Source organism: Mesorhizobium loti (assembly GCF_013170705.1).
GTDB lineage: Bacteria > Pseudomonadota > Alphaproteobacteria > Rhizobiales > Rhizobiaceae > Mesorhizobium > Mesorhizobium loti_D.
Window position 1 is genome coordinate 1,744,779 of the sequence record NZ_CP033334.1, and the last position, 22,887, is coordinate 1,767,665.

Below are 22,887 nucleotides of genomic sequence, written 5' to 3' on the forward strand. Positions count from 1 at the left end.
CTCTAACGCCATGACATCACCGATGTTTGAAAAGATCGCGCTGGTCGGCATCGGCCTGATCGGCTCGTCGCTGGCCCGCGTCATCCGCCGCGAGGGCCTTGCCGGCCACGTTGCCATCTCGACCCGCAGCGCGGCGACGCTGGCGCGGGCGCGGGAGCTTGGGCTGGGTGATTCCTATACGACCGATGCGAGGGAAGCGGTCCGCGACGCCGATCTGATCATCGTCTCGGTGCCGGTCGGCTCGTCCGGCGCGGTAGCGCAGGAGATCGCGCCGGCGCTGAAGAAGGGCGCGATCCTCACCGATGTCGGCTCGACCAAGGCCTCCGTCATCGCGCAGATGCAGCCGCACGTGCCCGATGGCGTCCATTTCATTCCCGGCCATCCGCTGGCGGGTACCGAGAAATCCGGACCGGATGCCGGTTTCGCCGACCTGTTCGACAATCGCTGGTGCATCTTCACGCCGCTGCCGGGCACCGATCCGGACGCGCTGGAGAAGCTGTCGGAATTCTGGCGCCGCTGCGGCGCCAACATCGACACGATGGACCCACAGCATCACGACATGACGCTCGCCATCGTTTCGCATTTGCCGCACATTATCGCCTACAACATCGTCGGCACCGCCGACGATCTGGAATCGGTGACCAAGACGGAAGTGATCAAATATTCCGCCTCCGGCTTTCGCGACTTCACGCGCCTGGCCGCCTCCGACCCGACCATGTGGCGGGACGTGTGTCTGCACAACAAGGATGCCATCCTCGAAATGCTGGCGCGGTTCTCGGAAGACCTGGCGTTCCTGCAGCGGGCGATCCGCTGGGGCGACGGCGACAAGCTGTTCGACCTGTTCACCCGCACCCGGGCCGTGCGTCGTTCGATCATCGAGGCGGGCCAGGACATCGACGTGCCCGATTTCGGCCGCCAGGCGGTGGAGCACCCGTCGAAGAATTAGATCTGTTCACCGCTTCACGGAAACGGCGAACCGCTCTAACTTTTTGTTTTAACACAATTCCGAAGGGCAAAGCGCTATGGGCTTTGCCCGGGAAAACCGTTTCACACTTTTCCTGGAATTGCTTAGGCTGTTTCAGGCCAGGTCGCCGCGACCATCGCCAGTGTCTCGGCCCGGTCCGGCGCGCCGAGCCTGCCGCCGAAGCGCAGGCACTTGAGCGCGGCGGCGGCACTGGCAAAGCGCATGGCCTGCTCGACCGGCATGGCTTCCGCCAGCCCGACGGCAAAGGCGCCGTGAAAGACGTCGCCGGCGGCGAGCGTGTCGACCGCCCTGATCCTTGGCGCCGCGACATGGCGGGATGATCCCGCCGCGCGATCGAACCACCAGGTGCCCGCCGCGCCGCCGGTGACCGCGACAAGGGCATCGGTGCGGGAGGCCATGTCGGTGCAGGCGGTCTCCAGATCCAGCGCCTGGCCGCATATGATGCGGACCGCCGGCTCCGAGGCGACAATGTGCGAAGCCAGCGGCAACAGCTGCTCCAGCACCGCCAGCGGCGCGGTATCGGCGTCGAGAATCGCCGGCCGGCCGGCGGCGCGTGCCGCCTTCAGGGCAAGGGCCGCGGCACCCGGCCAGCGCACGTCGGCCAGCACGGCATCGAATGCCGCGATGTCGGCGAAAGGCAAAGAATCGGGATCGGTCTGGGCCAAACTGTCATAGAAAGGCACGATGATGCGTTCGCCATGGGCGTCGACCAGGATCGATGCCAGCGCCGAGCGGGCGCCGCTGACGCGGCGCACATAGCTGCAGTCGACGCCTTCGGCCTCGATCCCGGCAATCAGTTGATCGCCGACCGGATCATCGCCGGCACTCGCCCACAGCGACACGTCGGCGCCCAGGCGATGCGCGGCGCAGGCCGCGCTGGTGGCCATGCCAGAGGCGATCTGGACGCCGTCGGAGGCGATGAATTTTCCCTGATGCGCGGGCAGCGTCTCGACACGCAGAATGGTGTCCAGCGTCAGCGCGCCGACACTCAGGAGCCTCGCTGGTCTTGCCATGGCAGCGCTATTGAACCGGCTTGATCTTGCCGAGCGGGATGAAGCCGAGCGAGGCCTTGCCCTTGACCACCTTCAGCGGCATCGATGGTTCGCTGCCGAGCAGCGCCAGAGCGGCAAAACCCTGTTCGATCGCGTTCTTCTGCTCGGGCATGGCGCCGGCAAGGATGGAGGCGACAGCCTTCGGATCCTTGATCCTGATCATCAGGTCGGCGTCGACAAGGCCTTCGGCATCGACCGACAACGGCCCGGAAACGGTAACCTTCGCCGTGCCCGACGACAAATCGAGGTTGCGAATATCGACCCTCTGGCCGCGCAGGCTCTTCACCTGCGTTCCGATCAATGCGACGCCGTTCTTCAGCGTGGCATCGCCGCTGGCATCGAGCGCCGGCAGCACGCGCCCGCCGATCGCATCCGGGTCGATCTCCAGATCGGTGAAGCTGCCGACATAGTCGAGATCCACGCCGTTCGGCTGCAACTGGCCGGCCGCCCTGCCGGCGCTGAACAATTCCACCGGATCGGTGTCGTCGGCCGGATCGGTCTGGCCGGACAGCCCCTCCGCCTGCAGCGCGATGCGCCGCGGCAGCGGCCATGACAGTTTCACGTTGGCCTGCAGATTGTCCCAGTCGATCCACAGCGGCACCATGCCGGGGACGGAGGTCCTGAGCGGGCCGCGCAGATCGGCGACCGGCGACAAAGGCTGGATGATCTGGGCGACGGCATTGAAGGAGCCGGCCGAGGCCGCGATGTTCTTGGCATCGTCCTCATACGCCAAATTGTCGCAAGAGACGGCAAAGCTCAGGGGATAGCCGCTGACCTGGAGATTGGCGCAGCCGGCTTCGATGCCGCTCTTGTTGAGCGTGGCAACCGCCTTGTCGGCTTCAGCCCGCACCCTGCCGGCCAGGTAGAACCAGCCGCCGCTGTAGATGGCAAACAGCACGACGACGAACGTCACAAGCCAGAACAGGCCGCGACGGGACTTTGGTTGGCGTTCGTCACTTGACGTCATGCTTTGGCTCTCATTAACGCATGGGTATTGGCGGACGGACCTTCGATTCCGACAACACTTGGCAGACAGAGACGAATAGGTAGCCGGGGACGGTTGGAAAAAACACCGGTTTCCGGTGCGGTGGTGCCATTCTTTTTGCAATCAGGCGCGGCGATATGGGCGATTTTTGGGTGTTTGGCTACGGTTCGCTGATCTGGCGGCCGGGTTTCGCGCATATCGAGACACGACGCGCCCAGCTGCACGGCTACCGCCGCTCGCTCTGCGTCTATTCCTTCGTGCATCGCGGCACGCGCCAGCGGCCCGGATTGGTGCTCGGCCTCGACCGTGGCGGCTCCTGCGTCGGCCTGGCTTTCCGTGTGCCCGGGGAATTGCGCGACGAGGTCATCGCCTATCTGCGCGAGCGTGAACTCGTCACATCGGTCTATCTCGAGCGCACCCTCAAGGTCCGGCTCGACGGCGGCGGTACGGTCGAAGCCGTGGCCTACATCGTCGACCGCAAACATGAGCAATATGCCGGCGCGCTGGACGCGGCGGAGGCGGCGGCGGTCGTGCGCGGCGCGGTCGGCCAGTCCGGCAACAATGAGGATTATGTTCTCAGCACGCTGAAGCATCTGGAAGCGCTCGGCATTCGCGACCATTGGCTGGAGGAGGTGGCGCGGGGGATAGCGCCTTTGTGAAGCGCTGGCTCTGCGGAAAAAGGCGGCCAGGCCTTTGATCTCGACGGGGCACGACCTAGCTTAGGGTCCGAACCCAGCCAGCGGGCGGCATCCGCCCGGTCTCAATCATCACGGAGATTCGTCTTGCAGAAACGCCGTCTCGGTCGCACCGACCTTTCCATCGCGCCGCTGGTTCTGGGCGGCAACGTCTTCGGCTGGACCGCCGACGAGAAGACCTCGTTCGACCTGCTTGATCGCTTCGTCGGCGGCGGACTCAACGCGATCGATACTGCGGACGCCTATTCGCGCTGGGTGCCGGGCAACGAGGGGGGTGAATCGGAAACCATCATCGGCAAATGGATGAAGGACCGTGGCAACCGCGACAAGGTCGTGGTGATCACCAAGGTCGGCTCGGATATGGGGCAGGGCCACAAGGATCTGTCCGCCGCCTATATCGAGAAGGCCGTCGAAGCGTCGCTGAAGCGGCTGCAAACCGATTTCATCGACCTCTATCTGTCCCATTGGCCGGATCCGGCCACGCCCTATGAGGAAACCCTCGGCGCCTACGAGAAGCTGCTTGCCAAGGGTAAGGTCCGCCATATCGGCTGCTCGAACCTCGACGCCGGCCAGTTGCGCGCCGCACTCGATGTGGCGAGCCTGCGCAGCCTGCCGCGCTACGAGGTGCTGCAGCCGGAATACAATCTCTACGATCGTTCCTCCTTCGACGGGCCGTTGCGCGATCTGTGCGTGGCCGAGGATATCGGCGTCATCACTTATTTCAGCCTGGCCAAGGGTTTTCTGAGCGGCAAATACCGCAGCGAGGCCGATCTTGGCCAAAGCGAGCGCGGCGGCGGGGTCAAGGACTACCTCAATGCGCGCGGCATGCGCATTCTGGCCGCTCTCGATGCCATATCCGCCAAGCATTCGGCGAAGCAGGCGGAAGTCGCCCTTGCCTGGGTTATCGCGCGGCCAGGCGTCACCGCGCCGATTGCCAGCGCCACCAAGCCCAGTCAGATGGACAGCCTGATCAAGGCGGCGTCGTTGAAATTGACCGCCGACGACATGGCCGAACTCGACAGAGCGAGCGGCTGAGGTTTCGGTCGTCGCTGTACGCACGAACGTCCAAGACCATGCCCCTGTCTTGCCATAGCGTCCTGCGCTCGTGGCAAGACAGGGGGCGCAATGACTGAACCGCTTCTCTCGCAACCGCAACTCTGGCGTCCGCTGCTCGCTCTGGTCTTGGCCGCCACGGTGGTCATGGGCAGTCCGGGTCCGGCAACGATAAGCGTTACGGCTGTTGGCGCGGCCTTCGGCCTGCGCGATTCGCTACGCTACACCTGCGGGATCGTTCTTGGCACGGCCGCCGTCTTGCTCGTTGTGGCGACAGGGATCGTGGCGGTGCTCGGGTCGATGCCGAGGCTGGCGCCGGTGCTGGTTGTCGCGTCCGCCGCCTACATCCTCTATCTCGCCTTCAAGATCGCTACGGCACCGCCCTTGGCGGCGCGCACGGCCGAGGCCGCGCGACCGACCTGGCTGGCCGGGTTTCTGCTGGCGGTCGCCAACCCGAAAGCCTATGTGGCGATCGCCGCTGTGTTTGCCGGCGCCTCGTCGAAGCAGGGTGCGGCAGAGCTTGGCCCATGGCTGAAGCTGGCGGTTCTGGCAGGGATGATCGTTGTCATCCACGCAGTGTGGCTTCTCGCCGGTGCGGCGTTCGCGCGCTTCCTGCGCAGGCCTGTCACTTCCCGGATCATCAACCTGGTTTTTGCCGCGACACTGGTGCTGACCACGGTGCTGGCTGTTTACGGCTGATTGCCCGGCTGGAGGGCCTTCATGGCTTCGCGCCGAGTTCCCGCAGCCGCTTCACCGCCGCTGGCGGCAGGGCCGGCGGGTTGGGTGCGCGCGATGCCTCGATGAGAATCTGATCGCAGGCGGCTTCCGTCTCGCCGATTAGCCGCGCCATGAACTCGTCCTTGCCGAGGCCCGGCGGAATCGGCGGCAGGAACCGCGCCTTGATGGTGCCGGGATAGCGCAGGAACTTGCGGCGCGGCCAATAGAGGCCGGCGACATGGGCGACCGGCACCACCGGAACACCAAGCTGCGCGTAGATTTCGACGATGCCGTATTTGTAGGCGGGCTCGTCGCCCGGCGCCCGGCGCGTGCCCTCGGGATAGATGATCAGCTGGCGTGGGTTGCGCGCCATCTCTTCCTTGGTCGCCGCGACCACCGCCTTCAGCGCCTTGGAGCGGCTGCCGCGATCGACCGGGATCATGCGCATCTTCATGATGTACCAGCCGAAGAACGGGATCCAGGTCAACTCGCGCTTGAGGATGTAGAGCGGGTCCTCGAGGAAAGGAAAGAAGGCGATGGCATCCCAGAACGACTGGTGCTTCGGCGCCAGGATGAAGGAGCCTTCGGGCAGGTTTTCCTGCCCGGTGATGTCGTTTCTGGTGCCGGCGATCTTGTCATAGAGCCACATGCAGCTGCGCGACCAGAATTTCGGCACGAACCAGGCGCGGTGGCGGGGCGACAGGAAATAGTATGGGGTCCAGAGGATCATCTGGACGATCAGATTGACGTAGAAGACGAAGTTGAACGCCAGCGATCTGACATAGAGCATGGGGGAGGTCCGGTGAGGAAGTGTGCGTTGGTTACACCAAGCAGCGGCAAAAAGGAAACAGGGCGATGCGGCTCATACTACCAGGTCGCCTGCGCCAGACATTCCCTCAGGCGTGGGGCGGCAAAGTCGAGGAATGCGCGCAGTTTCACCGGTAGCCGGCCCTGGCCGGCGTGCACCAGGTTTACCGGCCACGGCTCGGGCTCGAAATCCCTGAGCACGGGCCGCAACGTTCCTGAGCGTACAGCGGCGACGATCTGGTAGGAAAGCACGCGCGTCATCCCGACACCGGCAATAGCGGCATCGATCGCCGCCTCCGCTGTATTGACCCGCAGCCTTGAGCGGACCAGGACAGGAACGTCGGCCTTTTCCACTGCGAAGGTCCAGGTGGCGAGTGAGCCAAGGCCTTCGAAGGTGACGCAGCTGTGCGTCTCGAGATCTCCTGGAGTCTTCGGCGTGCCATGCTCGGACAGATAGGCGGGACTTGCACAGACAACATGACGGATCGAGCCGACACCGATGGCAACCATGCGCGAGTCCGGCAGCCGGCCGATGCGGATGGCGAGGTCGATATGATCCTCGGCCAACTGGACTATCCTGTCGCCAAGCGTCAGGCGGATATCCACTTGCGGGTACGCGGCGAGAAACGCGGTGACGATCGGCAGCACGTGCAGTCGGCCGAAGACGATCGGCGCGGTGATGATCAATTCGCCGGTCGGGGCGCTGTATTCGCCGCCGGCAACGCGTTCGGCCTCGCCGACCTCGTCGAGGATGCGGCGGCAGGCGGCAAGATAGGCGTCGCCTGCGTCGGTCAGCGTCAGCCGGCGTGTCGAGCGGTTCAGCAGACGTGTCTGGAGATGCCGTTCCAGATCTGAGACCTTGCGGCTGACGGTCGCAAGCGGAATGCCCGAACGGCGTGCGGCGGCCGAAAGGCTGCCGGCCTCCACCGTCGCGACGAAAAGGGACATGGCCTCGAGGCGATCCATCGTTTCTACCAGAAATTGGAAGGATTGATTGCAAATATGCCATCTACATCCGGCAAGTGGAAGAGCGCAAATAGGCGGTGTGACCAACAGGGATATCGCAATGCCGCGCATCACCACGCCATCGTCCATCGCCGCCGCTCCCACGGCAACGCAACCCATGTTGCAGGCTGTCGAGAAGCAACTCGGCGTCGTGCCGAACCTGTTTCGAATGGTTGCCAACAGTCCAGCCGCGCTCGAAGGCTATCTCGGCATGTCGGGGGCGCTGGCCAAGGGCCGGTTGCCTGCGTCGACACGCGAGCGCATCGCGCTGGCGGTCGCCGAGATCAATGGCTGCAGCTACTGCCTGTCCGCACACACCTACCTTGGCAAGAACCTCGCCCGGCTCGACGATGCCGAGATGCTCGCCAACCGCCACGGTGGCTCCACGGACCCCAAGGCGGGCGCGGCGGTGCGTTTTGCCGCCAGGGTTGCGCATAGTCGCGGCCATATCGGCGACGAGGATCTCTCCGCCGTCAGGCTGGCAGGCTACGACGATGGAGAGATCATCGAGATCGTCCAGCATGTCGCCCTGAACGTCTGGACCAACTATATCAATGAAGTCGCCCAGACCGAGATCGATTTTCCGGTTGTTTCTATCCGCGATGCTGCCTGAAACCGGAAAGGGCATGCGGTGTCCGCCGGTCCCACCCTTCACGCCGCAGAGGATTCCCATGTCTGAAAGCCGCCCGCCGCTTCCGCCCTTCACCGCCGAAACAGCCGCGCAGAAGGCGCGCACGGCCGAGGATGCCTGGAATTCACGCGATCCGGCGCGGGTCGCGCTTGCCTACACGACCGACAGCCGCTGGCGCAACCGCGCTGAATTCCTGCAAGGTCGCGATGCCATCCAGGCTTTCCTGACGCGCAAATGGAGCCGCGAGCTCGATTATCGACTGATCAAGGAAGTCTGGGCTTTCCACGGCAACCGCATCGCCGTGCGCTTCGCCTATGAATGGCACGACGACAGCGGTTCATGGTTCCGCAGCCATGGCAACGAGAACTGGGAGTTCGACGAGCACGGGCTGATGCGCCTGCGCATCGCGAGCATCAACGACCTGCCGATCGCGGAAGCCGACCGTAAATATCACTGGCCGCTCGGGCGCCGCCCGGATGATCACCCAACATTGTCGGAGCTCGGGCTTTAGAGCAATTCCGGGAAAAGTGCGAAACGGTTTCCCACAGGAATTGCGCCAACCGCCGCAAGCCCCGCCCCATGCAAGGAGGCTTTCGATGAACGCACATGCTTTTGCCAGCGACGTCGCCTTCACGCCGACCGTCAAGGCGATCCAGACGCGCAAGGGCTCGCGCCAGTCCTACTCCCGCGTCGAGGAGCGCGGTGGCTGGAAATCGGTGATCACGCCGGACCTTGCCGCCTTCATCGAGATGCAGACCAGCGTCTTCCTGTCGACGGCCAATGGCGATGGCCAGCCGTATATCCAGCATCGCGGCGGGCCGGCCGGCTTTCTCAAGGTGCTCGACGAAAAGACGATCGGCTTCGCGGATTTTTCCGGCAACAGGCAGTTCATCACGCAGGGCAACCTGGCCGACAACCCACGCGCCTTTCTGTTCCTGATCGACTATATGCTGCGCCAGCGTATCAAGATCTGGGGTACGGCGCGCGTGGTAGAAGACGATGCCGAGTTGATGGCCAAGCTGATGCCGCAGGATTACAAGGCTCGTCCCGAGCAGGTCATCCTGTTCACCGTCTCGGCATGGGATGCCAACTGCCCGCAACATATTCCGCAGCGTTTCGAGGCCGCCGATGTCGCGGCAGCGCTTGGTGAACGCGACAAGCGTATCCAGCACCTCGAGCAGGAGATCGCGCGCCTGAAGCAGGCGTCGACGGGGACAGACAAGGAATGACGGTACAGCCGAGGGGTCAGCCGCCGGCGGCGGTCTCGGCCAGCGCGATGCCGTCCGGGGTCGGTTTCACCGGTACGATGCCGCGTGCCAGCGCCAGCAGATATTTGTTGTACTCGGTGAACAGTACGCGCAAGGCCTGCGGCTTGGTCAGCCAGCCACCATTGTCGAGGTTGGAATTGACCACCGGATAGGGTTCCAGCTTGGCGCCATGCAGAAGCCGGCTCATTTCAAGCAGGCTGCGCGGCATGTGGTAGTTGTTGGTGACGAGGATCACCGTGTTGTAGGCGTGGCTTTCGACCCATTTGGCGCTTTCCTCGGCATTGCCGATCGTGTCGAGCGCGGCGCGGTCGATGTCGACGCAACACGAAAACAACTTCTTGTCGCCGCCGGTCGCTACCTGCAACTGGCGCCGACTCGCCGAGGGATGCACGCCACTGATCAACAGGCGCTCGCCTTTGCCGGACGCCAGCAGCTCCATCGCGGCGTCGAGACGGGACTGGCCGCCAGTGAGTACGATGATTGCGTCGGCCTTGGCCGGATTGGCGGGCGTGGTCAGATGGCTGACCTTGTTGGCGAACCAGCCGAAGCCGCCGGCAAATAGGGTTGCGAGGACGAGAAGAGAGAGCGCGGAAACCCGAAGTGCGGTCTTTAAACGGCTAATCCGGCCGTGGTCGCGCAAACGAGCAACCACCACTGGCATCTGTCCAGCCGTCCCGGTCGAATCCCGCACGTCCATGGCCATAGGGTTAATCCTGAAATGCGGCCTTTGGTAGGTAAAAGACGCACTTTGCGTTACGCCGTTTCTCCATCCGTGATCACCTTGCTTTCGACCTCGCCAAAGCATGTTCGCTTCTCACGCGTCGGGTTGGCGAACGTCGATGTCGCTGAGATAGGCGACGACGGTGGCATGCGAGGTTGCCGCCGTCAGCGCGCCGATCACCAGCACCATGAGGACGACGCCGAGATAACCCGCAGAGCCGATGGCGAAATTGCCGAACAAGGCGGTTGCCTGGTCGGCCTGCGGCGTTGCCATGTTGCGCGACGACCACCAGGAAAAGACGATGAAGACGAGCACCGCCGCCGCGCCGCCGGCGGCAGCGCCCTTCATGCCGGTGACCAGGAAATGCCGGCGGAATTCGCGCGCGATGAAGCGCGCCTCGGCGCCGACGAAATGCAGCACCTCGATGATGTGGCCGTTGCCGGCCATGGCGCCGCGCGTGGCGAACACCACCGTCAGCACGGTCGCCGACAGCATCAGCGCCAGCACGGCAATGCCGATGGTCACCGTCGTGCGCGCCATCGCCACCAGCCGGTCGACCCAGGTTCGGTGATCGTCGAGCGACGCGCTTGGCAGCTTCGGCGTGATCGCGGCGCGCATGGCGGCGAAGTCGGGCGGGCTGTTCTCGTCGATTGTGACGATGATCAGGCGCGGCACCGGCAGGTCGTCGATGTTGAGGCCCGAACCCAGCCATGGCTCCAGCAGCCTGGCGGTCGCCTCGCGATCGATGATCCTTGTCGACTTCACGCCGGGGAATTCGCCGGCGATCCGCGAGGCCTGGGTGAGGGCGGCCTCCATGTCGAGGCCGTCGACCGGCTTGATCTGGATCGTCGCCTCGCGCGAGATCTGGTTTTCCCAGACCGAGGCGGTGTCGCGCACCAGCGTCACCGCGCCAAAGGTCAGGCAGGACAGGAAGGTCATGATGGCGATGACCAGGACCAGCGCCCGGCCGGCAATGTTCTGAGCCGGCACGATCGGCGCCATCCGGCGCTGCGCACGCGGCCGTGCCACAGTTGCCTCGGCGTCCTGCTCTTGCTCTTCGAAATGTTCGGCGGACAGGTCAGTCATAGATATCCAGCCTTCCGCCGGCCAGGATCATGCGGCGCGCGTCGACCTGCTCCATCAGGCCAAGATCATGGGTGGCGATCACCACGGCGGTGCCGAGACGATTGAGCTCGATGAAGAGCCGCAGCAGCCGCCGCGCCAGCGGGGGATCGACATTGCCGGTCGGCTCGTCGGCCAGCAGGATCTCGGGCTGCTCGATCAGCGCCCGCGCGATCGCGGCGCGCTGCTTCTCGCCGCCCGACAGAACCGGTGGCAGCACATGCATGCGCTCGCCCAGCCCCACCCATTTCAACAGCTCGGTGACATCGGTGCGGTAGCTCGCCTCCTCGCGCCCGCGCACGCGCAACGGCAATGCGACGTTCTCATAAGTGGTCATGTGGTCGAGCAGGCGAAAATCCTGGAACACCACGCCGATGCGGCGCCGCAGGTGCGGCAGTTCGGTGCGCGAGATGCGCGAGCGGTCCTTGCCGAAGATGGTGATCAGGCCGCGTGTCGGCTTCAGCGACATGAACAGCAGGCGCAGCAAGGTCGTCTTGCCGGCACCCGAAGGCCCGCTCAGGAACTGGAAGGAGCGCTCCGGTATATGCAAGGAAATGTCACGGAGGATTTCCGGACCCATGCCATAGCGGAGGCCGACATTTTCGAAGCGAATCAATTTCGACGACCTGAAGTTCCTAGAGCATGATGCCGAAAAGTATGACGCGGTTTTCGGACGACATCATGCTCTGTCTCTTTTAGAACCAGTGGCGAGCCATCCCGTTCTGGGAAAAGACCATCGGCCGGCATGGTTAACCGGCGGTTAATTCCTGTGCTGTTTCGGCGTGTCACGACGGCTCCGGTGGGGAAGCGTTAACCATTTATGTTTACGCAAAAGAAACGAAAAGCGAACACGCGCAATAACGGGGCCATGATGGCTGACGAACGAACCGCGCGCCCGGTTTCCGGCGAAATCATGACCGATCCCCCGGCAATTGCCGTGGCGGACCGGATCGCGCGCGGTCCGGCGGCCGATATCGTCGATGCGGACTATGAAGTGATGCCGCGCTTTGTCCCTACGGTGGAAAGCGTTTCACCGCCACCGCGCCTGATCGTCACGCCGTCCATCGAGGGCATGGACATGCTGCGCAAACCGGAAGCGCCGGCGGAACGGCCGCCGGCCGCCCGTGGCGGGCCGATTTTCTGGATCGCCGGCATCGGTGCCGCCCTTGCCGCCTTCTGGGTCTCCGGCGGACATGCGCTGGTACGCCAGGCACCGTTCCCATCTGGCGCGCAGGCGTCGGCTCTGACCATTTCAGGCGTCACCTCACGCGTCGACGCCTCGGGAGCCAATCCGGTGCTGTTCGTCGATGGCGAGGCCGCCAATGACGGGACGGGGCCGGTGACAATGCCACCGCTTGAAATCCGGGTGACGGGCAATGACGGGCGCACAACCCGCTATACGTTGGGGACATCCGGCCATTCGCTGGCGTCCGGTGAAAGATTCGGCTTTGCCAGCCGGCTCGACGTGCCTAAGAACGGCGTAAGAACCGTTTTGGTTACTTTCGCAGAGTAGGCGATCACCGGGGAAGACCACCAATGCCCATCGTACGCGACAAGGACATCGAAGTCCTGTTTTCGGCGTCGGCGATCGCCCGGCGCAATCTCGAACTCGCCAAGGAGATCGCCGGGCACGACTATCATGATCTGCTGGTGATTTCGGTGCTGAAGGGGTCGTTCATCTTCGCCGCCGACCTGATCCGCGCCATGCATGATGTCGGCCTGTCGCCGGAGGTCGAGTTCATCTTCATTTCCAGCTATGGCGCCGGCACCACCAGCGGCGAGGTGAGGGTGCTGCGCGACATCGACAATGAAGTCGCCGGCCGCGACGTGCTGTTGATCGACGACATTCTCGAATCGGGCAAGACGCTGACCTTCACCCGCGACCTGATGCTGGCGCGTGGGGCCAAAAGCTGTGCCATCGCCGTGCTGCTCGACAAGCGCATGCGCCGCCAGACCGCGCTCACCGCCGACTATGTCGGCTTCGACTGCCCCGATTACTTCGTCGTCGGCTACGGCATGGATGTCGCGCACGCCTTCCGTGAATTGCCGTTTGTCGGTGTTGTGAAAGGCGATGCGTGAGGCGAGCGCCTCGCGGCGGCGAATTTTTGAAAAAGGCCTTAACGGCGTCGGGAAAATTAACGCCTGTCGAGCGTCGGGGCTTTCAGGAAAAGTCAACTTTTGCCCGCCAAATATGCCGGCCATGGCAAAGCTTCTGATCGTCGAGGACGATGAATCCGTCCGCACCCTCGCAGCCCGCGCGCTCGAACGCGCCGGCCACGCAATCGATATCGCGGCGGACGGCGCTCAAGGCCTGGCGCTGATACGCGCCGCGCATGGCGGCTATGATCTCGTCGTCTCCGATATCCGCATGCCGGAGATGGACGGCATCGAGATGGCGGTCGCGGCGGCTGCCCTCTTCCCGGCAATGAAGATCATGCTGATGACCGGCTACGCCGACCAGCGCGAGCGCGCCGAGGAGTTGAACGGCATCATCCTCGACGTCGTGCAAAAGCCCTTCACACTGGCCGAAATCCGCTCGCGCGTCGAACGGGCGCTGATCTGCTTCGCCTGATCAGACCGGACCGGCAGTTGCCAGCCCGGGGGCTGGGCTCCTGCGCCGTTCCGTGTTGAGCGCCAGCAGGCCGGCGCCGATGATGAGGGCCGCGCCGATCACGGTCGTCGACCTGGGTACCTCGGCGAAGAACAGAAAGCCCCAGAGCGGCGACCACAAAATGCCGGTGTATTCGAAGGTGGCGACCCGATTGGCCGGTGCCAGCCTGTAGCCCTGCGACAGAAGGATCATGCCGGCGGAGGCGACGAAGCCGCAGGCGGCCATCTTGAGGAAATCCGGTAGCGTCGGCCATATCCACGGCCGCACCAGGAACTCAAGGCTCGGATGGACGGCGTGGGTTATGCCGGCCAGGTGGAATGTTCCGGCAACCACGGCCGCACCGATGAGATAGGCGCCGTTCTGGTAGAAGGCCATGACCGTGGACGATTCGGTATCGCCGATCTTGCGCGCCATCAACTGCGAGAACCCATAGAGCAGGGCCGACCCCAGCGACAGCAGCGCCGCCCAGTCGAACAGTCCCGCGCCTGGACGCACCATCACGATGACGCCAAGCAGTCCGATCAACACCGTCGCCAGCGTCCGCCAGGACACGCGTTCGCCAAGGTAAGGTCCGGCCAGCGCCATGATGAACAGCGGCGCCATGAAATAAAGCGCCACGGCGTCAGCCAGCGGCAGCGCGGCGATGGCCAGATAATACACCGTGTAGGAGGTGAACTGGATGAAGGCGCGTATCGTCAGCAAGCCGAACCGCTTCGACAGGATTGCCGGCAGCCCGACATCGGCGTGGACGAGGATGATCAGGATGGGCAAAGCGACGATCGAACGGATCGCCATCACTTCGGTCACCGGATAGGAGCTCGACACGGCTTTGACGAGCGGGTCCTGCAGCGAGAAAACCAGCACGCCCAGGCACAGGCTAAGGATGCCGCGCACCATCCTATTCTGCATCTGGTTTCCGGCTCCTGCGCGTATGGCCCGAAGCTGTCGCTTGCGGAGTAAAAAGAACCCGCCACCTTTTCGGGCAGCGGGCACGAGTGAGGACTCTTTGATTGGTCCGCGGCCGATTTCGCGGCCGCTTATCCAATGGGTATGGCGACTATCATCCGGCGTTTGACATGTTGCAAACGAATTGGAATGATATCAGCAATCAAATTTTCTTATGATGGAAATCATGCGTCCGACCCTCGACAGCGATCTCCTGCGCACCTTCGTCGCCATCGCCGAGGCCGGCAATTTCACCAGGGCAGCCGAGCAGGCCGGCCGCACCCAGTCGGCGGTGTCGATGCAGATGAAGAAGCTCGAAGAACTGATCGGCGACAGCCTGTTCGAGCGCGGCTCGCGCGGCGTCGCGCTGACGCGGCGCGGCGGCGAACTCATCGTCAACGCCCGCCGCATCGTCTCGCTGCTCGACGAAACGGCGGCGTCGATGGCGGCCGCGCCGCTCGGCGGACCGGTGCGCATCGGCATTCCGGAGGAATATGGCCACGCCATCCTGTCGCGCGCGCTCGGCGCATTTTCGAAGCGCCACACCAAGGTCGAGGTCACCGTGCGCTACGCGCATTCGGAGGCGCAGCTGGCGGCGCTTGCCGCCGGCGAACTCGATCTGTGCGTGGTGTTTGAATGGCAGGACCCGGCCGGCGGCGAAGTGCTGATGCACGACCCGACCGTGTGGGTGACGTCGGCCCTGCATCACATGCACGAGGAACGGCCGGTGCCGATCGCGCTCTACAACCGGGTGAGCTGGTGCAAGGACTTCGCCATCAAGTCGCTGGAGCAGCGCGGGCTTGCCTATCGTGTCGCCTATACCAGCGACACCACAGGCGGCCTGAAGCTTGCCGTCACCTCCGGACTGGCGATCGCGCCGATATCGCGCAGCAACATTCCCGACGGCTGCCGCGAACTGACGTCCGCCGATGGATTCGGCGACATCGATTCCTCCAATGTGGTGATGCATCGCAACTCGAATGCATCGGGCGAGGCGATCGACGGCATGCAGGAGGCGATCCGCGAAGCGTTCGTCAACCGGCAAGGTCAGTCTCTTGCATCCTCATAGAAGGTCAGGCGGTTGCCGAACGGATCGTTGACCGTGACCTCCTTCGTCTTCCAAGGCGTCTCCTCCAACCCCGGCCTGGCAAAGCGGTACTTTCTTTCGGTCAACTCGCGATGGAGCCCGGCGATGTCGGTCGTCTCGATCCGGACATGAGAGCCCGGCGCGCCGTCGCCATGATGTTCGCTCAGATGCAAGACACAGCCGTCGCGGTAAACGCCTGTGTAAAGCGGCGTGTTGTCTTCGAAGCGGTGTTCGAACTGCACCTCGAAACCGAGAAAACCGACGTAGAATTCATGCGCCTTGGCGACATCGAAGATGCGCAGGATGGGCGTGACAGTACCGAGCTTCGGCATGGTGCTGTGACCGTTCGGGCCGGATTTGGGAGCGGCGGTTCCTATTTCAGCTCAAGCAGCCGTTCCAGATAGCTGCGCTCGATGTCGGGGCTGAGCGCGTTGCCGAGCCGCTTGCGGATCGCTTCCAGGATCTGTCGGGCGCGCTGGACGTCGATCTCGTCGGGCACCTTCACCGAATCGCCGAAATCGGGACCCTGGCTGGCGCGCGGCCGGCCGAGCGGGTCGCGGTCGGCATTCTGCTGGCGGCCACCCTCCTGGCTGCCGCCCTGGTCGCCCTGCATGGCCTGCATCTGCTTCATCATGTCCTTGGCGCCCTTGCGCAGCGCCTCGAGTGCCCGGCCCTGGTGACCGACGGCCTCGTCGCCCTGGCCCTCGCCAAGCGCCTGCTCGGCGCTGCCCATGGACTTGCCCGCCTCGCCAAATCCTTCATTGGGCTCCATGCCCATGCCTTCGAGACTCTTCTTCAGCTTGTCGAGATCGCTCTTCAGCTGGCCCTGGCCTTCCTGCAACTGCTTCAGCGCATCGGCGAATTCCTGCGGCGTCATCGGCTTCTGTCTGGCGAGCGGGTCGCGGTCCTGGCCGACGCCGGGCTTGTCCTGGTCCTCGCCACCATCCTGGCCAAGCTGCTCGTCTCGGTTCTTTCCGCGCTGGCGTTCGCCGCGCCTCATCTGGTCCATGCGGAAGGTGTCGTTCATCATCTCCTGCTGGCGCCGCAGGATCTCGCCGAGCTTATCCATCTGCTGGCGCATCTGGCTGTCCTGCTCGCCGCCCTGCTGCTGACGGCCGGCCTGGAGATTGTTCATCATGTCCTGCAACTGCGACAGCAATTGCTGCGCCTTGTCGCGATCGCCCGACTTCGCCAGGTTTTCGATCTGATCCATCATCCGGTCGATGTCGCTCTGGCGCAGTTCCTGGCCGTTCTGCTGCATCTGCGGCGCGTTCGGGTTCTGCTTGGCGCGTTCGGCGAATTCCTGCAGGAACTGGTTCATCGCCTCGCGCAGTTCCTTCATCGCCTTTTCGATTTCCTGGTCGCTGGCGCCGTTCTTGATGGCGTCCTGCAGCGCTTGCTGCGCCTGGCGCAGCCGCTTCTCGGCCGCCGAGAGGTTGCCCTCCTCGATGCCAAGCGCGATTTCCCAGAGATAGCCGACCTCGCCGCGCAGCTGATCGTCATTCCCGGCCAGCTTCAGCCGGCTGCGCGCGCTCACGATGGCGAGGTAGTGCGACATGTTGTCGAACGTGTCTTCCGGCCGCAGCGTAATGGCGTCGATCAGGTCGAGTACGCGCGGCTTGGCATTGGCGTCGAGCGCCAGAAGGCGCCGCTGTTCGATCACCGCACGCGCCAGCGGGTTGGCGAACGGGCGTTCTGGCATAACAAGCGTCTTGGTCTCGCTGGACGCGGTGTGTCCGGCATCGTCGGTGGCGACCAGCGTCAGCTTGATGCTGCTGCCGGCCCAGACATGTTCGGTCAGGTCTTTCGTCGTCTTGGCGGCATTCGACTTGCCGCCGCGGCGCGGCAGCGTCAGCGGCATTTCGGGCGGGCCGTAGAGCGCATGCGCATCCGGCGCCTGCGGGTCGGCCAGCGCGAACACCGCCTTGGCGGTGGCGGCGCCATAGTCGTCATCGATCTGGTAGTTGAGTTCGAAGGCGCCGTTGGCGGCGCGCTTTGGCTCGCCGACGAAGCGGATCTGCGGCGGCTTGTCCGGGATCACCGCGAAGGCCCAGCGGCCAAGCTGATCCTCGCCCGATTTCAACGTCAGCGTGCCATCGCCGGTCAGCTTGCCGATGAATTGGCGCACCCTCGAAGATGAGTTGGCGGACGGCGCCGCCGGGGTTGCGGCAGGCTTGGCCGTCGCGGCGGCCGGGTCGATGGCGCGCGAATTGCCATCCTTGTCGGCATAGGCAAGCGTTTCCTCGCCCGAGCCGCCGGTGACGCGCAAGGAGACATCGCTGCCCTCAGGCACATGAAACGTCGGCGTCGCCTGGTTGGCGTCGGCGGTCAGGAAAACCGGCGGCTTGCCGGTGTAGGCCGGCGGCGTCACCCATGCATCGATGCGCGGCGGCACGGCATCATGCGCACCGTGGGCGCTGAAGCCGTCGGCTATCCTGCCGCCGGTCGGCCCGAAGGAGAAGGCAAAGGCGGTCACGAGCAGCAGCGCCGCCACAGCGCGCAACCCCCAGGGGTCGCGCTCCGGCACGCGCGTGCGCGGCAGGTCGGCGCCGAGGCCGTCGAGCTTTGCGGCCATGCGCTTCTGATGTTCGCGCCACAACGCCTGCGAGAAGCTGCTCTCCCGGCCGCTTGGCCGGTCGGTCTGCACCAGCACGGGGCTGTGCAGCAGCCTGTTGGCGGCCTCGATGCGGCGATCGACCTCGGCGGCCGAGGGCATGCGGAAGAAGCGCAGCGGATAGAGCGCCGCCAGCCCTGCCAGGCCGAATGCCGCGACGACGCCGATGCGCGCGATATCCGGCAGCCGGGAGAAGATGCCGAACCAGGACACGCTCAGGAACAGGCTGGCGACAACAAGCAGCGGGAGCAGCAGCGGCCAGCCGCGCTCGATCATCATCGAGACCCGTGTCGCCAGCCGGCTCAAGGCAAGGCGCCCGGCCAGGCCGCGGTCGTTGCTGAAGGTGGGTCGTTCGGTCATCGGCCCTTCCTAGAGCCTGTTCCATCCCGAAAGAAACGGGGTGGGGCTCTGTCTCTTTGAGCATGATCTGTTTTCGAGATCATGCCGTGGGGCGGGGCAGGATAGCCCAAGCCTCACGACTCGAAGAATACCAGCAAACACGGCAAAGGCGAGGCAGTTTGAAAAAACGTGAACCCGGCCGAAACGGCTGCAATCAGAAATTGGCGGGGTTTGCGTTGGCGCCGCAGACCAGCACGGCGACCCGTTCGCCCGGCGCCGGCGCATAGCGACCGGACAGCACCGCGGCGAAGGCTGCCGCCCCGCCCGGCTCGGAAATGATGCGAACGCGGTTCCACAGGGCCTTTTGGGCAGCAATGATATCGTCGTCGCTGACCAGGATGGAGCGTTCGACGAAGGCTTCGGCGATCGGGAACATCATTTCGCCGACGCGCTTCGGCGCCAGCGAATCGGCTGCGATGCCTTCGGCCGGCGCGTCGACTGGATGGCCGGCCTCGAAGGCGCGATGAAGCGTCGGCGCACCCTCGGGCTCGACGGCGACGATACGGATGCGGCCGGCGTACCAGGCGGCGATGCCCCCGATCAGGCCGCCACCGCCGACGGCGACCAGCAACGTGTCGATCTGAGGCAAGTCCGCCTCGATTTCGAGACCGAGCGTGCCCTGGCCGACAAGCGTTTCCTCCTGGTTGAAGGCGTGGATCTGCAAGGCGCCGGTTTCCTCGGCGAAACGTTCGCTGGCGGCCAGGGCTTCCGCATAGCGAGCGCCACCGACGACAAGGTCGGCGCCATAGCCGCGAATGCGGTCGAGCTTGGCTTGCGGGCTCACTTCGGGAACGAAGATCGTCGCCTTGTGGCCGAGCCGCATGGCGGCATAGGCGACGGCGGCGCCATGATTGCCGCCCGATGCCGCGACGACACCGGCCGCCGGAACCTGCCGCTCGAGCAGATTGGTGAAGGCGCCACGCGCCTTGAACGAGCCGGAATGCTGCAGGCATTCGAGCTTGAGGTCGATGGCCAGCGGCGGCCGGCCGAAGTCGGCCATGTCGACGCGCAGCACCGGCGTGTGGCGCACATAGGGGCGGATGCGCGGTTCCATCGCGGCAATGCGTTCGCGGGTGACGGTGTTGCCTTGCGCCATGACTTGCTCCTCGTCGTGAGATTGCGCCTTATGCGAGCCAGTCGGGGACCGAATCCAGCCCGATCAGGTCGTCATAGGTCAGGCGCGGGCGCACGACGTGGAAGCGGTCGCCGTCGACCAGCACCTCGGGCACCAGCAGGCGGGTGTTGTAGGTGCCGGCCTGCACGGCGCCATAGGCGCCGGCCGTGAAAACAGCGACGAGGTCGCCGGCCTTCAGCGTGGGCAGGTCACGGTCGAGGCCGAGATAGTCACCGGTCTCGCAGACCTGGCCGACAACATCAACCATCATGCGCGGCGTATCGGCCGGCGGCTGCACGACCGGCCTGATGTCGTGGAAGGCATCGTAGAGCGTCGGCCGTATCAGATCGTTCATGGCGGCGTCGACGATGAGGAAATTCTTCGCGTCGCCTTCCTTCACGAAGATCACTTCCGAGATGAGGATGCCGGCATTGCCAACGATCAGCCGGCCCGGCTCGAACATCACCTTCAGCCCGAGTTTGGCGACATGCTTCCTGACGATCTGGGCATAGGCGTCGGGAAGGGGCGGAGGGTTGTTGTCGACGCGGTAGGGAATGCCCAGCCCACCGCCGAGATCGACGTGCTCGATCGAATGGCCATCGGCACGCAGCGCGCCGATCAGGTCGACAAGGAGGGCGAAGGCGTCGTCGAAGGGCTGCAGTTCGGTGATCTGGCTGCCGATATGGGTGTCGATGCCGGTGATCTTGATGCCCGGAAGCGTTGCGGCGCGGGCATAGACCTGCCGTGCGCGCTGCCACGGAATGCCGAACTTGTTCTCGGCCTTGCCGGTGGAGATCTTCTTGTGGGTCTTGGCATCGACATCTGGATTGATGCGCAGCGAGATCGGCGCCACCTTGCCGAGTGCCACGGCGCGGGCCGAGAGGAGGTCAAGCTCCGGTTCGGATTCGACGTTGAAGCAAAGGATGCCGGCTTCGAGCGCGAAGTCCATTTCGCGCGCGGTCTTGCCGACGCCGGAGAACAGGATCTTGCTCGCCGGAATGCCGGCGGCCAGCGCACGGCGCAATTCGCCTTGCGAGACCACGTCGGCGCCGGCGCCGAGCTTGGCCAGGGTCCGCAGCACGGCCTGGTTGGAGTTGGCCTTCATGGCGTAGCAGACCAGCGTGTCGAGGCCGGCAAAGGCCTGGGCGAACACCCGGTAGTGCCTGGTCAAGGTGGCGGTGGAATAGCAGTAGAACGGCGTGCCGACCTGAGCGGCGATATCGGGGATTGCCACGTCCTCGGCATGCAGCACGCCGTCGCGGTAGTCGAAATGGTTCACGAGAGTGGTTCCGGAAAGTTGGAGCACGATGAGATCGGGTTCAGAAGACCAAACCCGGTCCGATCGGTTCTAGATCAGCGGGTCAAGGATGAATTTCTTGTCCTTGACCGGTTTTTCCGGCTCCGGCGGCAGGGGCTGCTTGGCCCTCTCGGCATCCTTGCGCGCCTGGACGGCCGCCTCGTAGGGCGTGTCGAGACCGGCCCTGCGGCCGCAGGCAGTCACGACTGCCATCGCCGCCAGCAGCGTCAGCGTCACCAAAATCCTGCTTCCGGTCATCGATCCATCCGTCCGAAACGTTCTGTCAGCCGCCGCTTTTAGCCGAGTTCTCGGCGCATTGCACCCCGGATATTGCGATCGCAATATCGGGCATCACGCCTTCGCCAGCCGCTTTTTCCAGTAGCGGATCTGCTTCCTCACTTCCGACGGCGCGGTGCCCCCGAAGCTGGTGCGGCTCTTGACCGAATTCTGCACCGCCAGCACGGAGAAAATATCGGATGTGATGCCCGGATTGATCGACTGCAGGTCCTCCAGGGAAAGCTTCTCCAGCCCCACCTTCTTGTCTTCGGCAAGCGCCACCGCACGGCCGGTGACATGATGCGCCTCGCGGAACGGCAGGCCCAACGTACGCACCAGCCAGTCGGCGAGGTCGGTCGCGGTCGCGTGGCCGGAGCCGGCGGCCTTCTTCATGGCGGCGGCGTTGACCGTCATGTCCGAGATCATGCCGGTCATCGCCGCCAGCATCAGGTCGAGCGTCTCGGCGGCATCGAAGACCGATTCCTTGTCCTCCTGCATGTCCTTGCCATAGGTCAAAGGCATGCCCTTCATCACCGTCAGCAGGCCGACCAGATGGCCGTTGACGCGGCCGGTCTTGCCGCGCACCAGTTCGGCGGCGTCGGGGTTCTTCTTCTGCGGCATGATCGAGGAGCCGGTGGAGAAACTGTCCGACAACCTGATAAAGCCGAATTGGGGCGTCGACCAGATGATGATCTCCTCGGCCAACCGCGACAGATGCGTGGCGCAGATCGCCGCCATGCCGAGGAATTCCAGCGCGAAATCACGATCGGAGACGCTGTCCAGCGAATTGCGCATAGGCTCGCGGAAGCCGAGCGCCTTGGCCGTTTTATGGCGGTCGATGGGGAAGCTGGTGCCGGCCAGGGCGGCGGCGCCAAGCGGGCTCTCGTCCATCCGCTCGATCGCATCGCGCACGCGCGACAGGTCGCGCGAAAACATCTCGACATAGGCCATGCAGTGATGGCCGAAGGTCACGGGCTGTGCTGCCTGCATGTGGGTGAAGCCCGGCATAACGGTCGCCGCGTGCTCCTCGGCCCGCTCCAGCAGCGCGGTGATCAGCCCTTTCAGCGCCTCGGCGACGCGAAAGCACTCGTCCTTGACCCACAGCCTCAGATCCACCGCCACCTGATCGTTGCGCGAGCGGGCGGTGTGCAGGCGGCCGGCTGCGGGGCCGATCAGGTCGGCGAGGCGAGCCTCGACATTCATGTGGATGTCTTCAAGCTTGGTCGAAAACTCGAAGCCGCCGGCCTCGATCTCTTTCAGGATCGTGTTCAGGCCGTGAGCGATTTTTTCTTGATCGGCCGCCGAAATAATGCCCGTTTGCGCCAGCATCTCGCTATGGGCGATCGAGCCGCGTATGTCCTGCGCGTAGAGTTTGCGGTCGAACGAGATCGACGCGTTGATCGCTTCCATGATCGCGGCCGGACCCGAGGCAAATCGTCCGCCCCACATCTGGTTGCTGGTCTTCTTGTCGCTCATCGCTATAAAACCCGTGCTTCGGAGCAG

General features: G+C 64.4%; 25 protein-coding genes. 11 read left to right on the forward strand and 14 right to left on the reverse strand.

Annotation, left to right across the window (positions count from 1 at the left end):
- Positions 1-10: 10 nt before the first annotated feature.
- On the forward strand, positions 11-946 hold the full coding sequence (locus tag EB815_RS08530) for a prephenate/arogenate dehydrogenase family protein (RefSeq protein WP_171883278.1): 936 nt from the start codon (positions 11-13) through the stop codon (positions 944-946).
- 122 nt (positions 947-1,068) lie between these two features.
- On the opposite strand, the gene EB815_RS08535 is transcribed toward EB815_RS08530, so the two are convergent.
- Together EB815_RS08535 and EB815_RS08540 are read right to left on the reverse strand one after the other, a co-directional pair.
- Positions 1,069-1,998, reverse strand: coding sequence for a sugar kinase (locus EB815_RS08535; RefSeq protein WP_056576050.1), 930 nt, complete (start codon positions 1,996-1,998; stop codon positions 1,069-1,071).
- A 7-nt stretch (positions 1,999-2,005) separates the two neighbouring features.
- A complete protein-coding gene (locus tag EB815_RS08540; RefSeq protein WP_056576052.1) occupies positions 2,006-3,004 on the reverse strand; it encodes a DUF2125 domain-containing protein in 999 nt (332 codons plus the stop codon).
- Positions 3,005-3,159: 155 nt separating this feature from the next.
- Here EB815_RS08540 and EB815_RS08545 point away from each other — a divergent pair, with 155 nt between their 5' ends.
- The 3 genes from EB815_RS08545 (at position 3,160) to EB815_RS08555 (ending at position 5,469) form a co-directional block, all read left to right on the forward strand.
- Positions 3,160-3,681, forward strand: coding sequence for a gamma-glutamylcyclotransferase (locus EB815_RS08545; protein WP_056576055.1), 522 nt, complete (start codon positions 3,160-3,162; stop codon positions 3,679-3,681).
- Positions 3,682-3,804: 123 nt separating this feature from the next.
- On the forward strand, positions 3,805-4,752 hold the full coding sequence (locus tag EB815_RS08550; protein WP_056576058.1) for an aldo/keto reductase: 948 nt from the start codon (positions 3,805-3,807) through the stop codon (positions 4,750-4,752).
- Positions 4,753-4,842: 90 nt separating this feature from the next.
- Positions 4,843-5,469: a LysE family translocator gene (locus EB815_RS08555; protein ID WP_056576061.1), complete on the forward strand. Its 627-nt coding sequence runs from the start codon at positions 4,843-4,845 to the stop codon at positions 5,467-5,469.
- 19 nt (positions 5,470-5,488) lie between these two features.
- On the opposite strand, the gene EB815_RS08560 is transcribed toward EB815_RS08555, so the two are convergent.
- Together EB815_RS08560 and EB815_RS08565 are read right to left on the reverse strand one after the other, a co-directional pair.
- On the reverse strand, positions 5,489-6,277 hold the full coding sequence (locus EB815_RS08560) for a lysophospholipid acyltransferase family protein (RefSeq protein ID WP_056576063.1): 789 nt from the start codon (positions 6,275-6,277) through the stop codon (positions 5,489-5,491).
- A 77-nt stretch (positions 6,278-6,354) separates the two neighbouring features.
- Positions 6,355-7,260 carry a LysR family transcriptional regulator gene (locus EB815_RS08565; protein ID WP_056576066.1) on the reverse strand — a complete coding sequence of 302 codons (906 nt, stop codon included), beginning with the start codon at positions 7,258-7,260 and terminating at the stop codon, positions 6,355-6,357.
- A 100-nt stretch (positions 7,261-7,360) separates the two neighbouring features.
- Between EB815_RS08565 and EB815_RS08570 the strand changes: the two genes are divergently transcribed.
- From EB815_RS08570 to EB815_RS08580, 3 genes are all read left to right on the forward strand, one after another.
- A complete protein-coding gene (locus tag EB815_RS08570) occupies positions 7,361-7,912 on the forward strand; it encodes a carboxymuconolactone decarboxylase family protein (protein ID WP_056576068.1) in 552 nt (183 codons plus the stop codon).
- Positions 7,913-7,970: 58 nt separating this feature from the next.
- A complete protein-coding gene (locus tag EB815_RS08575) occupies positions 7,971-8,441 on the forward strand; it encodes a DUF1348 family protein (RefSeq protein ID WP_056576070.1) in 471 nt (156 codons plus the stop codon).
- A gap of 85 nt (positions 8,442-8,526) precedes the next feature.
- Positions 8,527-9,159, forward strand: a complete 633-nt coding sequence (locus EB815_RS08580) for a pyridoxamine 5'-phosphate oxidase family protein (protein WP_056576072.1) — start codon at positions 8,527-8,529, stop codon at positions 9,157-9,159.
- Positions 9,160-9,175: 16 nt separating this feature from the next.
- Here the strand turns inward: EB815_RS08580 and EB815_RS08585 are convergent, their stop codons facing one another.
- From EB815_RS08585 to ftsE, 3 genes are all read right to left on the reverse strand, one after another.
- Positions 9,176-9,901 (reverse strand): YdcF family protein, encoded by a 726-nt coding sequence (locus tag EB815_RS08585; protein WP_056576075.1) that lies wholly within the window; start codon positions 9,899-9,901, stop codon positions 9,176-9,178.
- 111 nt (positions 9,902-10,012) lie between these two features.
- On the reverse strand, positions 10,013-11,005 hold the full coding sequence (locus EB815_RS08590; protein WP_056576079.1) for a cell division protein FtsX: 993 nt from the start codon (positions 11,003-11,005) through the stop codon (positions 10,013-10,015).
- The gene (ftsE, locus tag EB815_RS08595; protein WP_010911739.1) at positions 10,998-11,657 is read right to left on the reverse strand and encodes a cell division ATP-binding protein FtsE; all 660 of its coding nucleotides are present in this window, start codon (positions 11,655-11,657) and stop codon (positions 10,998-11,000) included. The genes EB815_RS08590 and ftsE overlap by 8 nt, the downstream gene beginning before the upstream one ends.
- A gap of 252 nt (positions 11,658-11,909) precedes the next feature.
- On the opposite strand from ftsE, the gene EB815_RS08600 reads away from it, so the two are divergent.
- The 3 genes from EB815_RS08600 to EB815_RS08610 all read left to right on the forward strand — a co-directional run bounded on the left by EB815_RS08600 (position 11,910) and on the right by EB815_RS08610 (position 13,613).
- Positions 11,910-12,554, forward strand: coding sequence for a hypothetical protein (locus EB815_RS08600; RefSeq protein ID WP_056576083.1), 645 nt, complete (start codon positions 11,910-11,912; stop codon positions 12,552-12,554).
- 23 nt (positions 12,555-12,577) lie between these two features.
- A complete protein-coding gene (hpt, locus tag EB815_RS08605) occupies positions 12,578-13,120 on the forward strand; it encodes a hypoxanthine phosphoribosyltransferase (RefSeq protein ID WP_056576087.1) in 543 nt (180 codons plus the stop codon).
- A gap of 121 nt (positions 13,121-13,241) precedes the next feature.
- Positions 13,242-13,613 carry a response regulator gene (locus EB815_RS08610; RefSeq protein ID WP_056576585.1) on the forward strand — a complete coding sequence of 124 codons (372 nt, stop codon included), beginning with the start codon at positions 13,242-13,244 and terminating at the stop codon, positions 13,611-13,613.
- Here the strand turns inward: EB815_RS08610 and EB815_RS08615 are convergent, their stop codons facing one another.
- Entirely contained in the window at positions 13,614-14,561 is a 948-nt protein-coding gene (locus EB815_RS08615) for a DMT family transporter (protein ID WP_056576090.1), read from the reverse strand.
- A gap of 223 nt (positions 14,562-14,784) precedes the next feature.
- On the opposite strand from EB815_RS08615, the gene EB815_RS08620 reads away from it, so the two are divergent.
- Positions 14,785-15,666 carry a LysR family transcriptional regulator gene (locus EB815_RS08620; RefSeq protein ID WP_056576588.1) on the forward strand — a complete coding sequence of 294 codons (882 nt, stop codon included), beginning with the start codon at positions 14,785-14,787 and terminating at the stop codon, positions 15,664-15,666.
- Here EB815_RS08620 and EB815_RS08625 read toward each other — a convergent pair.
- The 6 genes from EB815_RS08625 to argH form a co-directional block, all read right to left on the reverse strand.
- Positions 15,645-16,016, reverse strand: a complete 372-nt coding sequence (locus EB815_RS08625; RefSeq protein WP_056576094.1) for a glyoxalase superfamily protein — start codon at positions 16,014-16,016, stop codon at positions 15,645-15,647. The two genes, EB815_RS08620 and EB815_RS08625, sit on opposite strands and share 22 nt — an antisense overlap.
- Positions 16,017-16,057: 41 nt before the next feature.
- Positions 16,058-18,658 (reverse strand): TIGR02302 family protein, encoded by a 2,601-nt coding sequence (locus EB815_RS08630; RefSeq protein WP_056576097.1) that lies wholly within the window; start codon positions 18,656-18,658, stop codon positions 16,058-16,060.
- Positions 18,659-18,851: 193 nt separating this feature from the next.
- Positions 18,852-19,793 (reverse strand): threonine/serine dehydratase, encoded by a 942-nt coding sequence (locus tag EB815_RS08635; protein ID WP_056576110.1) that lies wholly within the window; start codon positions 19,791-19,793, stop codon positions 18,852-18,854.
- Positions 19,794-19,821: 28 nt separating this feature from the next.
- A complete protein-coding gene (lysA, locus tag EB815_RS08640; protein WP_056576113.1) occupies positions 19,822-21,090 on the reverse strand; it encodes a diaminopimelate decarboxylase in 1,269 nt (422 codons plus the stop codon).
- 69 nt (positions 21,091-21,159) lie between these two features.
- Positions 21,160-21,366 (reverse strand): hypothetical protein, encoded by a 207-nt coding sequence (locus EB815_RS08645; RefSeq protein ID WP_056576116.1) that lies wholly within the window; start codon positions 21,364-21,366, stop codon positions 21,160-21,162.
- Between the two features lie 93 nt (positions 21,367-21,459).
- Positions 21,460-22,860 carry an argininosuccinate lyase gene (gene argH, locus EB815_RS08650; RefSeq protein WP_056576119.1) on the reverse strand — a complete coding sequence of 467 codons (1,401 nt, stop codon included), beginning with the start codon at positions 22,858-22,860 and terminating at the stop codon, positions 21,460-21,462.
- Positions 22,861-22,887 lie beyond the last annotated feature (27 nt).